The 13,857-nt window shown below is 52.5% G+C and carries 9 protein-coding genes and 1 tRNA gene; 7 read left to right on the top strand and 3 right to left on the bottom strand.

Annotation, left to right across the window (positions count from 1 at the left end):
- Positions 1 to 68: 68 nt before the first annotated feature.
- Entirely contained in the window at positions 69 to 1,745 is a 1,677-nt protein-coding gene (gene pgm, locus OZX64_RS06925; RefSeq protein ID WP_277172304.1) for a phosphoglucomutase (alpha-D-glucose-1,6-bisphosphate-dependent), read from the bottom strand.
- 83 nt (positions 1,746 to 1,828) lie between these two features.
- Positions 1,829 to 2,221, bottom strand: a complete 393-nt coding sequence (locus OZX64_RS06920) for a hypothetical protein (protein WP_277172301.1) — start codon at positions 2,219 to 2,221, stop codon at positions 1,829 to 1,831.
- Positions 2,222 to 2,320: 99 nt separating this feature from the next.
- Here OZX64_RS06920 and OZX64_RS06915 point away from each other — a divergent pair, with 99 nt between their 5' ends.
- Together OZX64_RS06915 and OZX64_RS06910 are read left to right on the top strand one after the other, a co-directional pair.
- Entirely contained in the window at positions 2,321 to 2,761 is a 441-nt protein-coding gene (locus OZX64_RS06915; RefSeq protein ID WP_277156979.1) for a DUF3290 domain-containing protein, read from the top strand.
- A gap of 171 nt (positions 2,762 to 2,932) precedes the next feature.
- Positions 2,933 to 3,568, top strand: a complete 636-nt coding sequence (locus OZX64_RS06910; protein WP_277156980.1) for a DUF421 domain-containing protein — start codon at positions 2,933 to 2,935, stop codon at positions 3,566 to 3,568.
- Positions 3,569 to 3,913: 345 nt separating this feature from the next.
- Here the strand turns inward: OZX64_RS06910 and OZX64_RS06905 are convergent, their stop codons facing one another.
- Positions 3,914 to 5,017: a diacylglycerol kinase family protein gene (locus tag OZX64_RS06905; RefSeq protein WP_277172299.1), complete on the bottom strand. Its 1,104-nt coding sequence runs from the start codon at positions 5,015 to 5,017 to the stop codon at positions 3,914 to 3,916.
- Between the two features lie 551 nt (positions 5,018 to 5,568).
- On the opposite strand from OZX64_RS06905, the gene OZX64_RS06900 reads away from it, so the two are divergent.
- The 5 genes from OZX64_RS06900 to OZX64_RS06880 all read left to right on the top strand — a co-directional run bounded on the left by OZX64_RS06900 (position 5,569) and on the right by OZX64_RS06880 (position 13,851).
- Positions 5,569 to 6,936 carry a hypothetical protein gene (locus OZX64_RS06900; RefSeq protein WP_277172297.1) on the top strand — a complete coding sequence of 456 codons (1,368 nt, stop codon included), beginning with the start codon at positions 5,569 to 5,571 and terminating at the stop codon, positions 6,934 to 6,936.
- A gap of 173 nt (positions 6,937 to 7,109) precedes the next feature.
- Entirely contained in the window at positions 7,110 to 8,396 is a 1,287-nt protein-coding gene (gene serS / locus OZX64_RS06895) for a serine--tRNA ligase (protein WP_277172295.1), read from the top strand.
- Positions 8,397 to 8,807: 411 nt separating this feature from the next.
- Positions 8,808 to 8,892: transfer RNA gene (locus OZX64_RS06890), tRNA-Ser, on the top strand.
- 985 nt (positions 8,893 to 9,877) lie between these two features.
- Complete coding sequence (locus OZX64_RS06885; protein ID WP_277172293.1) at positions 9,878 to 10,963, top strand: hypothetical protein; 1,086 nt, start codon at positions 9,878 to 9,880, stop codon at positions 10,961 to 10,963.
- A gap of 440 nt (positions 10,964 to 11,403) precedes the next feature.
- Entirely contained in the window at positions 11,404 to 13,851 is a 2,448-nt protein-coding gene (locus tag OZX64_RS06880) for a hypothetical protein (RefSeq protein ID WP_277172290.1), read from the top strand.
- Positions 13,852 to 13,857: the final 6 nt, after the last annotated feature.

Below are 13,857 nucleotides of genomic sequence, written 5' to 3'. Positions count from 1 at the left end.
AGTGCTTTCGACAATTGCGGAACCGCTGACGTTCCTGCTGCACTATCGGCCGGCCTTCGTGCCGCTTGCTATTCGCCCAACGCCTTGTCGACCACGTCGGTGGCTTCGGCGAGGACCTTGTCAAGCGCCTCGGGGGAGACGAACGATTCGGCATAGATCTTGTAGATGTTCTCGGTGCCGGAGGGGCGGGCGGCGAACCAGTTGTTCTTGGTGGTCACCTTGATACCGCCGATCGGCGCGTCGTTGCCGGGCGCTTGCGTGAGCTTGGCGGTGATGTCCTCGCCGGCCAATGTCGTGGCGGACACGGATTGCGGGGTCAAGGCCGCGAACTTCTGCTTCTGTTCGAGCGTGGTCGGGGTGTCGACGCGCTTGTACCAGCTTTCGCCGAACTGCGCGACCTGCTCCTGATGCAGTTGGGCCGGGTTCTTGCCGGTTTGGGCGGTGATCTCCGCGGCCAGCAGGTCGGGGATGATGCCGTCCTTGTCGGTGGTCCATACGCGGCCGTCGCGACGCAGGAAGCTCATGCCGCTGCTTTCCTCGCCGCCGAAGGCGACCTTGCCGGTGAAGAGCGGGTCGACGAACCATTTGAAGCCGACCGGCACCTCGACCAGCGGCGCACCGATGGAGGCGGCCACGCGGTCGATCAGTGAGGAGGAGACGAGCGTCTTGCCGATGCCCGTGCCGTTGGGCCAGCCCGGGCGTGCGCCGCCGAAGAGATAGGCGATGCACACGGCGAGGTAGTGGTTCGGGTTCATGACCCCCCAGTCGGGGCAGACGATGCCGTGGCGGTCGGCGTCGGGGTCGGTGCCGCCCACGAGGTCGTACTTGCTCCAGGCTCCGGCGTTGAGTTCGTCGACCAGACCCTTCATCGCATACTGCGAGCTCGGGTCCATGCGGATCTTACCGTCGTGGTCGATGGTCATGAACCGCCAGGTCGGGTCGACTTCGGGGCGTACCACGCCGATATCGAGACCGTACTTCTCGTTGATCAGCGGCCAATAGTTCACGCTCGCGCCGCCCAGCGGGTCGATGCCGAGCCTCACGCCGGCCGAGCGGATGGCGTCGAAATCGATGACGTCACCCAAATCGGAAACGTAATGGTCGCGGTAATCAAAGCGTTCGACCAGCGGGGACTTGATGGCCTCGTCGTAGGGCACACGCTTGACATCACGGAAGTGGCCTAAGAGCTCGTTGGCGCGGTTGGCGATGGCTTCGGTCGCTTCGGCCGGGGCCGGACCGCCGGTGACCGGATCGTACTTGAAACCGCCGTCGGTGGGCGGGTTGTGCGAAGGGGTCACCACGATGCCGTCTGCCAGGCCCTCGCCTTCGAAGCGCTGTGAGCCGTCGGCGGCGCGGTTGTGGGTGAGGATGGCGTGCGAGACGACCGGGGTGGGCACGAAGTCGTTGCGCGAATCGATACGCACGGTCACGCCGTTGGCGACGAGCACTTCGATGGCTGTCTTCATCGCGGGGCCGGAAAGCGCATGCGTGTCGCGGCCGAGATAGAGCGGCCCGGTGACGTTGGCCTGCTTGCGGTATTCGGCGATGGCCTGGCTGATCGCGACGATGTGCGCCTCGTTGAACGAGGTCTTCAGCGATGAGCCGCGGTGTCCGGAGGTGCCGAAGGAGACGCGCTGTGCCGGGTCGGCCGGGTCGGGGATGGCGTCATAATATTTGCCGATGACCTCGTTGACGTCGATGAGGTCGGCTTGTGTGGCGGGTTTGCCCGCATTATTTGCAACCATGCCTCCATTGTGCCACAGTCATGCGGCGAAAGCGTGGATTTTGTGCGCTGTCACAATCAATCACACAGGTGGATTGTGAGGTTCTATGCCCTATTGTTGCTGGTGAACGGACTTTGGCTGCTGGTAACGTGCGGTTTTCCAGCATTGATGTGTGGGAGTGCTGGTGAACGGACTTTGGTGGTTGCTGAGATGCCGTTTCCCGGCATTATTGTGTGGTGCTGGTAAACGGACTTTGGCTGCTGGTTTGGTGCTGTTTTCCAGCATTGATGTGTGGTGGTGCTGGTGAACGGACTTTGGTGGTTGGTGACGTGCGGTTTTCCGGCACCAATTTGTGGATTGACGCTTTGGATTGGCATATAGCGTAGCCATTTGGGCATTGGTTGGCAGTAAGTGCCATTGGAAATGCGAAGCGAAACGAGCGGGTCATTGCTAGGCGATTTGGTGCCTATAGCGGTCAGCGTGCTGGAAAATGTCATATAAATTCTTCTGTAAGCACCAAAAGGGACGTTACGTATTGCGACGCACTACGATGAAGCGGGAGAAATAACCTATCAACCTATGTTTGAGGCGTTTCCATGACATTTTACGGTATCAATTACCTGCAGAACCAGCACGGCATCAATCAGGTCATCCGATTCGTCGTCATCATCGCGTTGTGCGTGGCGCTGGTCGCGTTCTTCGTGTTGTATCTGCGGCACCGGCTCAAAACGAAATACCGCGACTTGGGCATCATCGCGTTGCTGCTGGTGGTGCTGGTGCTCGGCAGCGGCTATACGCAATTCCGGCAAAGCGAGACGGCCAGCGCGAAAAGCGAGCAGATGGTCAGTTTTGTGACACACGTCGCCAAGGAGCGGCACGTTTCGCAGGATGATGTGCTGGTCAATTCGAAATACCTGAACCAGGACGTCATCGTCAAAATCGGCGACAAGTACTATACGGTCAACCTCAACACGGACTATACCGCTTACAAACTCACCGAAACCCACATGCTCACCGACGTCAAGGAAGAAAAGTGAACGTAAATCCGTCATGCTGTGGCACAAAGTGGTCGATACTGGTGCAAAGTGGTCATTTTGAGAGGGTGAAATGACCACTTTGCACCAGCTGTGACCACTTAGCAGCAGTATCGCGCCGTTAGCGCACGGCAAGCCTATCGTTCATTGTCTGTTTCAGAAAAAGGAGTCATCATGCTCATTAGCACCACACTCATCGTCAAACTCGTCGTGGGCATCGCCTTTCTGATCGTCCACATCAATCTTTTCGGCAAGTCCAACCTCGCACCCACCAGCGCCATGGACCAGATCCAGAACTACGTGCTCGGCGCCATCATCGGCGGCGTGATCTACAACGAGCAGATCACCGTGCTTCAGTTCGTCTTCGTGCTGATCACGTGGATGCTGCTGTGTATGCTCATCAAGTTCGGCAAGGAGAACAGCCGACCGATCAAGAAGCTCATCGACGGCAGCCCGGTTATGCTCATCTCGCACGGCAAGGTCGACGTCGCCACGTGCATGCGCAAGGGCGTTTCGGCCAGCGACCTGATGCTCAAGCTGCGCGCGCAGGGTGTCTACGAGATCTCCAAGGTGCTGAAAGCCTACTTCGAGCAGAACGGCCAGCTGACGGTCATCTGCTATGGCGACGAGACGCTGCGACTGCCGCTGATCGTCGACGGGCAGGTCGACACGGACGTGCTGGAAGCCATCGGCCACGACAAGGACTGGCTCGAAAACGAGGTCAAAAAGCAGGGCTACGACGGCACCAACGGCGTGTATATCGGCGAGTACGTCTCCAGGAAGCTGGAACTGACCGGTTACGCGAAGTAGTAGGTTCCCGTTCGTTGCGTTGGTATGGCGATAGCACGGATACAACGTTATCGGGCGACGAGGGCGGTGTAACTGTCACGATTCGCAGAATATTGCACAAATGTTGACACTGAGGGACGCTTCACGTAAGCATTCGTGCAATAGTGCTGAGATTTTGACAGGAGGCAACGCTAACTGTCACCATCCGGTGAACATTGCTCGGAAATTGACAGTTAGTACAGTTGGTGTTGTTGCTTGTCAAAATCTTGCGGCCATTGAGTGGGAATTGGCACATGCAAGTGTGCGCCGGCCGGTCTAGTCGAGATTGAAAGAAGGCGAGATCGGTTGCCGTGCGGAAACAACCTGTCAAATTTCCTCAAGCTCGGCCTTGGCCGGAACGCGTACGCGCAGCGACTTGGGCTCAACGCTGAAACGGATATGGCTGGTCGCACCGAGCATATCGCCGTCGACTTGCGCCAGCGCGGGCTTTTCGAGCTTGATTTCTGCCTTGACCCCTTGGATCTGTTCCATGGTCGAATTGGTGGAAAGCGGGCTTTGCTGTGCCCGTCCGGTGATGGTCTGGTGCATCACGTCGCCGAAGAGGTTCATCCATCCGAGAAGACCGCCTGAAGTGTCGATGACTTCGAAATCGAGCAGGCCATCGTCGAACGAGGCGTCCGGCATCAGCGAGAATACAGGGATCTGCCCGCAATTGCCGGCCATGAACGTGCGGAAATGCAACTCGCCGATGGTGTGTGAGCTGCCGTCGGCGCTGGTAACGGCGACGGCACCGCGGTATTTCGGAGCGAACAGGTGCTTCATGCCGCCGGAGAAATAGGCGAGCCAGCTGATGCTTTTCTTCAGTTCCGGATCGGTGTCGCTGATCATATCGGCGTCGAAACCGATGCCCGCGATGATGAGGAATGCGTGGGCGTGGTCCTCGTCGGGCCTGTCGAGCAGCGCCATACGTCCCATGTCGACCATCCGCTCGCCGTGCGAAGTAGCGATGGCCAGGGCCGCGTTGATGTCGTCGACCGGGATGCCCATGTTGCGTGCGAAGAGGTTGCCGGTGCCGATGGGGATGATGCCCAAGGTGTGCCCCGTACCGCTTATGGCGCTCGCGACGGTGCGCACGGTGCCGTCGCCGCCCACCGCCACCAGGACGTCGGCGCCGTGTTCAAGCGCCTCCAACGCGCAAACTCGTCCGTCGCGTTGAAGCGTCGTTTCGATGAATTCGATCTCGGTGATGTTGTGGTCTTTGCAGAATTCCTCGATGTGCAGGCGTGAGCGTGCGGCCTGGGGTTTCGAGGGATTGATGATGAAGGCGTAACGGACCTGGTCATCGTCGCGTTTATTGAATCTCTGTACCCTTCGCCAGCGCCACCAGGAGCGCCATGCCAGCGCGGCGGCAACGGTGAGAACGCATACCGCAACCACGGCGATGACGATGAAAAGCACAGTTCGAGACATGGTCCTATTGTGTCGCAATACATTGACGTTGCGCCTGCGGTTGAAAAAGATGAACGAAGCCTGCACGTTGGCCCGTCGTGGCTTGCTTCGGTTGGTGTTCGATCGGGATGATTGGTTGTTGGCTGCCGGCACGGAGACACGACGGCATTCCGGCGCCGAGGCGGCAGAACGGATGCGCCGCGAGGAAACATAAACGAAACAATGCCGTCTCATTATTTGTCATCGGGTGATCGGCCGCGGACCGGCTTCAATATACTTGGGAAACATGCTGGATAAAGGAATGGAAACAGGCGTCATGGCCAATGCCGTGTGCCGCTCCTTGATTGCCCTGAATACCAGCATTCTCGCTTCGATTCGTCGATCGTATTCGTCGTCGACCGTCGTTTGCAGCGATATTTCGGATTGATTTATCAGGTTTCGCAAAATTCAAATATTGCATTATCGAAACGGCATGATCTGCCCGTAACGTGTGGTGTTTTGCTTCGCAAAGGGCGGTGACCCATTCGAAGCGGTTTTAAAAATTCCGACAAAACATGAGGGAAAGTGGATTCATGACGAGTGAAGAAGGGCAACCACAAAAACAGACGGATAGCGCGCAAGTCGATGCAGCCGGAAAAGAGTGGACAACGAACAAGGATGATAAGGCCGACAGGGCCTCTGCACTCAAATGGCACGGCCAGGACGTGCGTTGGATGCTGAGTCTTTTCGGCACCGCCATTGGTGCCGGCGTCCTGTTTCTGCCGATCGACGCCGGTGGGGCGGGCGTGGTCGGCATCGTGCTCATGCTGCTGATGGCCTATCCGCTGGCCTATTTCGCACACCGGGCGATGTGCCGGTTCGTGCTTTCGGCCCGTAACCCCGATGACGACATCACCGACGTGGTCGAGCAGCATTTCGGCTTCGGTTTCGGCATGGTCTTCACCGTCATCTACTTCGTCGAGGTGCTGGTCATCCTGCTGATGTATTCGGTCTCCATCACCAATACGGCCGAAAGCTTCATCGTCAACCAGCTGCATGTGCCCGCCCCGCCGCGCTGGCTGCTTTCCCTCGTGCTCGTCGCGGTTTTGATTCTCATCGTGGCCTGCGGCACCCGCGCCGTGACCCGTGTGATGAGCTGGCTGACCTGGCCGGTCATCGCCGTGCTGGTGATTTTCGCGCTCTACCTCATCCCTCGCTGGAACCCTTCCATGCTGACCAGTATCCCGCGTAACGCCGCCGGCAGTTTTGATTTCGGCACCCTTCTGCTTGATCTGTGGCTGCTTGTCCCCGTTATCGTGCTGACCTTCGATCATTCCGCCATCGTCTCGTCCTTCTCCGTCAACGTGCGCAGACGGTACGGCAAATATTCCGACGACAAGATCGGCAGGATTTTGAAGGTCGGGGAGCCCATGATGGTCACTGTCGTGCTCTTCTTCGTCTTAAGCAGCGATCTGGCGCTCACCCCCGGCGATTTGGCGCAGGCCAAGGCGCAGAACGTCTCCATTTTGAGCTATCTCGCCAATATGCTGGGCACCCCGGCCATCTCGTGGATTGCCTCGATTACCGCGTTCGTCTGCATCTTCAAGGCGTTCCTCGGCCATTATCTGGGCGTTGAGGAAGGGCTTGGCGGCATCATCCGCAAGGTCGCGCACGCCAAAGGTGTGGTGGTCGAGCGCAAAAAGCTCAACGTCATCGTCAGCGTTTTGATGTTCTTCGCCTGCTGGTTCGTGGCCTGGGCCAACCCCTCGGCCATCGGTATGATCGAGACCATGGCCGGTCCGCTGATCGCCTTCATCCTTCTGTTGCTGCCGATGTACGGCGTACACAAGGTGCCGGCGCTCAGGCAGTACTCCCGCAAGATCAGCAACGTGTTCATCGTGGTCGTCGGCGTCATTGCGGTCAGCGCGATTCTCTACAACATCGTTGGGCTGTTCCTATAAGTCGATTGTCTGATTGTTCTTTGTCTTGCTCCGACTTTGATCCCAAAACAAAGGCAGTGATCGGGCGATAATCGATAGAGGTAATTTCAATAAATAAAAACATCAATACCGGCGCTTATAGACGGGCCGCGATCCGCCCGTAGGTGTCCTTTTACGGAAGTAGGCTTGAGGATATGCTAGATATCCAATTTATTCGTGAACATCCCGACGTCGTGCGCGATTCCCAGCGCAAGCGCGGAGAATCCGTCGAACTCGTCGACGAGGTTTTGAAGCAGGACGAAATCCGTCGCGCCGCACTGAAATCGTACGAAGAGGCGCGTGCCAGCCAGAAGGCCATGGGCAAGAAGGTCGCTTCGGCCGCTGGCGACGAAAAGGCCGCACTCATTGCACAGACCAAGGATTTGGCGGGCAAGGTCGCGCAATACAAGAAGACGTCGGATGATGCCTCCGCGGCCTACACCAAGGCCATGTGGCAGTTCTCCAACATCGTCGAGCCCGAAGCGCCCGAGGGCGGCGAGGATGATTACGTGGTGGTCAAGAAGGTCGGCACGCCGCGCGACTTCAAGGCCGAGGGCTTCGAACCCAAGGACCACCTGACGCTCGGCGTCGGTGTGGCAGGCATCGATATGCGTCGTGGCGTCAAGGTCTCCGGATCGCGCTTCTACTTCCTGCGTGGCGCCGTGGCCCGTATGCAGATCGCGATGCTCACCATGGCCGTCGACCAGGCTGAGGAGAACGGCTTCACGCTCGCCATCACCCCGACGCTGGTGCGTCCCGAGGTCATGGCCGGAACCGGCTTCCTGAACTCGCACGCAGACGAGATCTACCGTCTGCGCGAACCCGATGACCAGTACCTGGTGGGCACCTCGGAAGTGGCGCTCGCGGGCATGCACGAAAACGAGATCCTTGATTTGTCTGACGGGCCGTTGAAGTACACCGGCTGGTCGAGCTGCTACCGCCGCGAGGCCGGGGCCGCGGGCAAGGATACCTCCGGCATCATCCGCGTCCACCAGTTCGACAAGGTGGAGATGTTCGTCTACTGCAAGCAGGAGGACTCCCGCGCCATGCACAAGCAGCTGCTCGGCATGGAAGAGCAGATGTTGGCCAAGGTCGAGGTGCCCTATCGCACCATCGATACCGCCGCTGGCGATCTTGGTTCCTCCGCCGCGCGCAAGTTCGACAACGAGGCCTGGGTGCCGACCCAGGGCCGTTACCGTGAGCTCACCTCCACCTCGAACTGCACCGAATATCAGGCCCGTCGCCTGAACATCCGCGAACGTTGCGAAGACGGCTTCACCCGCGCCGTCGCCACGCTCAACGGCACGCTGGCCACCACCCGTTGGCTCGTCGCCATCCTTGAGAACCATCAGCAGAAGGACGGATCCATCGAGATTCCGAAGGCCATGCGACCCTACATGGGCGGCCGCGAGGTCATCGAGCCCACCAAGTGGGAGGCGTGAGCTTGCGACTTGGCTCGTTAACGTCTGAAGTGCCATAAACAAGCCACTAATGTACAGTCAGTGTCTTGTCTATGGCGCTTTTCGTATGTCGCCTCCACTTTCGTGCCGCTAAGGTGTGGCCAGTGTTCGATGTGCTCGTTGCTGGCAGGTTCATGGACGTTACTCATGGGTTTGTAGCCAAAAAGATCGATTTGGCTACAAACCCGCAATGAGGCGGCCGTTAGACATGGGTTTGTAGCTTTTGCTTTTGGTCCGGCTACAAACCCTGCGCAAGTCGATATGATATTGGCATATCGGCAGAAGAGTCTTACGCGAAGCGCACTTCAATGTATTTAGAGTTGTGTCGCCAGATGGCATAGGGTATTGATATAATGACGAAGTTGCGTTTTGACGAGAATCAAACTGCAGCATGGACAGGTGTCTGAGCGGTCGAAAGAGACGGTCTTGAAAACCGTTGAGGAGCAATCCTCCGCGAGTTCGAATCTCGCCCTGTCCGCTTTACGAGGGCTTCAGGTTTTGGACTGAAGCCCTTTTGTTTTCTCACAAAGCCCGAGGGAAAACTTGAGATATATGTCAGTTTGGTTATGTCTAGGTGATTGTCCGGCCTATCCGCGTCTGATGCTGAAGCCTGATTCGTAGGCGTTCACAGCTGGGTCGCTGGGATCGGGCAGTTGGAATGGAGGCCTTGTCGAAGCTGGGCTCGTCGCCGGTGGCGGATGCCTTCAGTCTTTTCTTCTCCTTCCGCCGTTTCCCGTGCTCGTTCCGGTTTTCGAGGCAGGTGTTGAGCAGGGCCTCGGTGTCGTGGTGCGGGCTGCGTATGTGGTATTTCTATTCGCACGCGCGCGTCATGTGGATGCGGGCATGCCGCGGTGGTCGTCGGGCATGCGCTTGATGAGTGAGTTGATGTTGGCCTTCGAGGCGGTCGGTGTCGCGGGGCACCGGGCTTCCGCCAGGAGCTCGGGTTTGGAAGCCTCGGTACATATGTGCAGGTTTTATTCTCAAACAGTCATGGTGTGTTCGGACGAGAGGCCGTTGTAACGCTTTAATCGGATCATTGGCGTCGCACTGGATGTATTCGTGTCCTATGCCACCGGCTCATCCTTGGTGGTCTATGGGTCGTGCCATGTGAACAGCATGCTTGTGGTAGGCAGACGGCTCAATCTTGTTGTACGCGTCGTGTGTGTTCTGGTGCGTGTATCAAGGTCCGACCGGCTTTATTCCAATAACCGGTCCACCGAGGGCGTCAACGGTAGGATCAAGCGCTTGCGCGGTATCGCATTCGGCTCGACCGATTTCTGGAATTACCGCACTATGAGCACCACCTATTTCGGCTTAATTCAACACGCTCTACAATACCTTTTATAGAGGGTTATAAATAACATACACAATTAAAGCTGGTAGATATACATTGTTCGTATATAAGTTGAACTTATCGGCTTTGTTTTTAGGTGCAATATGTTATTTCTACAAAGAAGGTAGCTATGATTCCTCTTAAGACTCTCTCGAATGCAAATTCATCAAACGATTCATATGATGACTATTCAAAGGTCTCGAAAAATCAAACAGACGCATATAAAGAAAAAGACGAGCATTATAACAATGAGGTTCTTGACAGACTAGACTCTATCTATGCTCAGCTCCGGAGTATAAATGAAATCCTTGATTCCATGACCGGTAGCAAAAGATATCTTGTAGAACAAGTCAACGAGTCCAAGACCTCAATTATCGACAACGCGAAACGTGACATACACGTTATCAGGACATCCAGAAGGCGTCCATACGCTGATTCCAAGGGCGAATTTTCTTATAAGGGCAAGCGTGCAAGAATCGTTGAGGATCAATCAGCTGCTTCGCTGGACGGTCCTTCGACTAAACACAAGGAAGTAGGTATCCAAAAAGCAAAGAGCGAAGAGCTTCAGTGTCCGTATTGCAAGGAGAAACTTAATGTAAGTATTCCTGCTGACGCAGGATCAACGATTCGTGTTACATGCACTAACTGCGGATGTATACTCAACCTACACCGAAACGAAAACTATGGCATTAAAATTCGCGTAGCCAAAGACCCATCAGCAATGAGGAACAGGGTCAATAAAATGGCAGTTAAACAGCTTGAGCATGAGAATACTAGAGACAGCAAATTCGCGGCAGATGCGATAAGCTATTCACGGGAAGAAAGGAATGATACCATGTCTGAATCTTTCCCTGTGCGATGCCAAGGATGTCATCAATTAATCACCATCAGCGGTAGGCGAAACCATACGAAAAAAGAAGTAAAGAGAGTATGTATTAATTGTGGGTGCAAATTGACAATCAATGTTCAAAAACAGAAGATTACGAATTGCGAAAAAGGAGAAGTGCTGGCTAGTCGGATTCTAGAGGGAAGGGGCAATCGCCTATTATTGCAATGTCCGGAAGATTCCTATCCACTTTTGACGACTTTTAAAACACAAGATGGGGAACCTCGCGCATATTGTCGTAAACACCAGCTTGCTTTAAAGCCGATTCCGACTAATTCTCAATATTCTGACAATCAATCGGTAGATTCGGACTTTTTGTCTGACCGGTAAAACCGGAATGACTTGTTTTATCAGACAACGCCTGATTGAGGAATATAGAATAAGAAAGGCCATGTCATAATCGGCTTGCATTACCCATGACAGTATGCCCGTGCTTTCTTACCGATTTGTTTGGCAATGTCTAGTTTCAAAACTGTTGACAAACAAATCGGCTAGCGTCAGTAACGATGCAATCTTGGTACATTCGATTATGCGTCGACGATTGCGAGATACGCCAATGTAACAACGGGTCGCCTAAGTGCAGCGCAGAATTAAGTAATCTCTAAATGAGTTGTTAAGGAGATAAATAGTTAGAGTGAAGGCTGACAAGTATTGGTGTAGTTATGCTTCTTGAACTAAAAGTTTTTGGCAATCGTTAAACAGTCTGCCATGTTTTTGGTTTTTGAGATTATAAAACTGCAATGCCATTCCAGAGAAAGAAAGGAAATTGAATGATACTTTATCTTAATATCGCTTTCTTTGCATTCGCAACGATTGCGCTTGGTGCATTTTTCTTCACTTGGAAGTTGCGTAAAAAAAGTTCGCCCTGGCTTCTTGTTATTGCTGTAATTGTTTATGTAATAATGATAGCAACAACGATACTTGGCAAAGCCAATTTTTCTTTTAAAAATAGCGGTTCGCCTTCAGACCTGGGGTCGATAATTACTAACATTGGCGCAGTGGTTGGAATTATCTCATCTATAGTGCCTGGTATCGGCTATCTTTGGAAACAGCATAAAACAAAAAAAAGCGCAAGCCATTTGTTTGGAGTATTTAAGCCTACGGAACTTCGGCCAGCCGACGTTGGTGTTACTCAATATAAAGAAGGCTTATATATTCGCAATTACCGTACAGAAGATGCTTTTGAAGATGCTTTTGAAGATGCCCTTAAGAATGTACCCGATGATGCTGATGGCCCCAAGCCTTTAATCGTAAGTGGTCGGGATCAGATTGGTAAGTCTCGCGCCGTATACGAGAAATTGCATTCATTGGACGATAATAAGTATAGGGTTATCGTTCCATATTTGTCCATATGTGATAAAGATAGCAATTACCGGGATGCGCTTAATGATATTATTGGACATATTGCAGGTCTTCCAATGACGGTTATCGTTGTACTTGATAACGTTAACGTATTTATGAATGCGAATCTGCTGCTTGACGTGTTTTGCGATGAAGTGAAACGATTTTGCAAGAATACTAAAATTAAAGGAATAATGTTCATCATGACAGTGGAAGATGAATATTATGAAACCTTGGAAGCATCATCTGAACACTGTATAGAATTAGCACAATACTTTCATGATTTCAGGATACTGACTAATTTAGAAGCCAAGAAGATACAGCCAAACCTTAAAAATAGAGAGACTTTTGATGGAACTCCCGGTTCTTTAAACAAAGAGGTAAGTAGTCGTATTAAAGCCTTTAACCGTCTTTCTGATTCTGTGAAATATATATATTTCATATTTCAACGCTTTTATTCCTTAAACGTTACACCAATACCTTATGAGGCAGTAAAACCGCTTGCACTAAGGAGAGGGTTAGCCGAAGTTGATTACAATAATGGCATAGAAATCTTGAAAAAGAAAAAATATCTTGAGAACTGTACGGAAAAGAACTGTACCGTAAACAATTATGAGGCAAAAAGGCTGAATAACTATGCTTCATCGCCAGACGGGACAACAATACAAGATAAGGAATTGATTCAGCTATTGCTCTCAAAAGAAGAGTTTTACCCATATGCTAATCAAGCAGCAAACAAGCTACTTTCGAGTGGTGATACAAAACAATCGAACTATATTTTCTCCCAGACCTTGCTGAAGTCTGATTCTAATAATCCCCTTGCCTATGTATATGGTGCTATGTACTGCGACAAGAACGGCGACTACGGCAAAGCCGTGAATATCTTAAAATCCGGCATAGGTAAGGATATGCGTGGCGGAGTCGTTATCAGAACGAAACTCGGCGAAATATATGCAGAGCATGATGATACTGAAGTGGCAATTCAAGTGCTGAAAGATAGCACTCGGCTCGACAAAGTAGGACTTCGAAATTTAACTTCCCAAGTTCTTAAGAAAGATGGAGCAGTTGCTGCTTTAAATACTTTGGAATCGAGACGTGATGATTTAAATGGAGATCATGATAATTTAATAAAGTCAAGCATTCATGAAATGTTCATAGGCCATGGCGCGTCAAGCGAAGATGAAATATACGATCACGAGCAAAAGGCGGCAGATAATTTTAACAAATGGCTAGAAACGTATAGCGACGAGTTCGCTAGCCAAAAGCAGTTCAACAAGACCAGTAAAAGAAAGTGGGACAAAAGGTTATCGTTGGCGGCAATGATTTTACGGGTGTATTCCGTTTATTGTAAGAATGTCGGACTATTCCGTATAAGTGCGGGTGTTTTGCTGCACGATTTTCGAGGTGTGAGATTGCCTTCATTTAATCCTTCAGAAGGGCAATATTTTGTTGCATACAGATATTTTCTGGATAGTCAATCATCAAATAGCTCAAAAGATCGCGGCCTCGCATATGCCTTATTCAAGGAATTGCTAGGTTATGATAACAACTATTATAGTTCTTCAATCTATAATACCTTATGCTATATCTGCTGGAATGTAAAAGATTATGAGCAGGCATATGAATACGGTAGAAAAGCTACAGCAACCGATGGTAGCCATAAGGAAGAATACTCTCAGAACTGGTTAAACTTCGCAGTTGCAGCATATGGGTTATCTAAGTCAAATATCGCAGAGCTGTTACTTCAAAGAAGCCAAGAAGCGTGCGAAAAATATTGCAGGCTAGTATATGCACAAGAGGAATCCAAAAAGCAAAAGGGCATCAACAGATATAAAAATTATCTCAGCCAAGAGTTAATTCCCGGTATTCCTGCATAGAGCATA

Origin of the sequence: Bifidobacterium sp. ESL0704, from assembly GCF_029392075.1 — a bacterium.
GTDB lineage: Bacteria > Actinomycetota > Actinomycetes > Actinomycetales > Bifidobacteriaceae > Bifidobacterium.
This window is presented reverse-complemented; position numbering and strand designations above follow the sequence as displayed.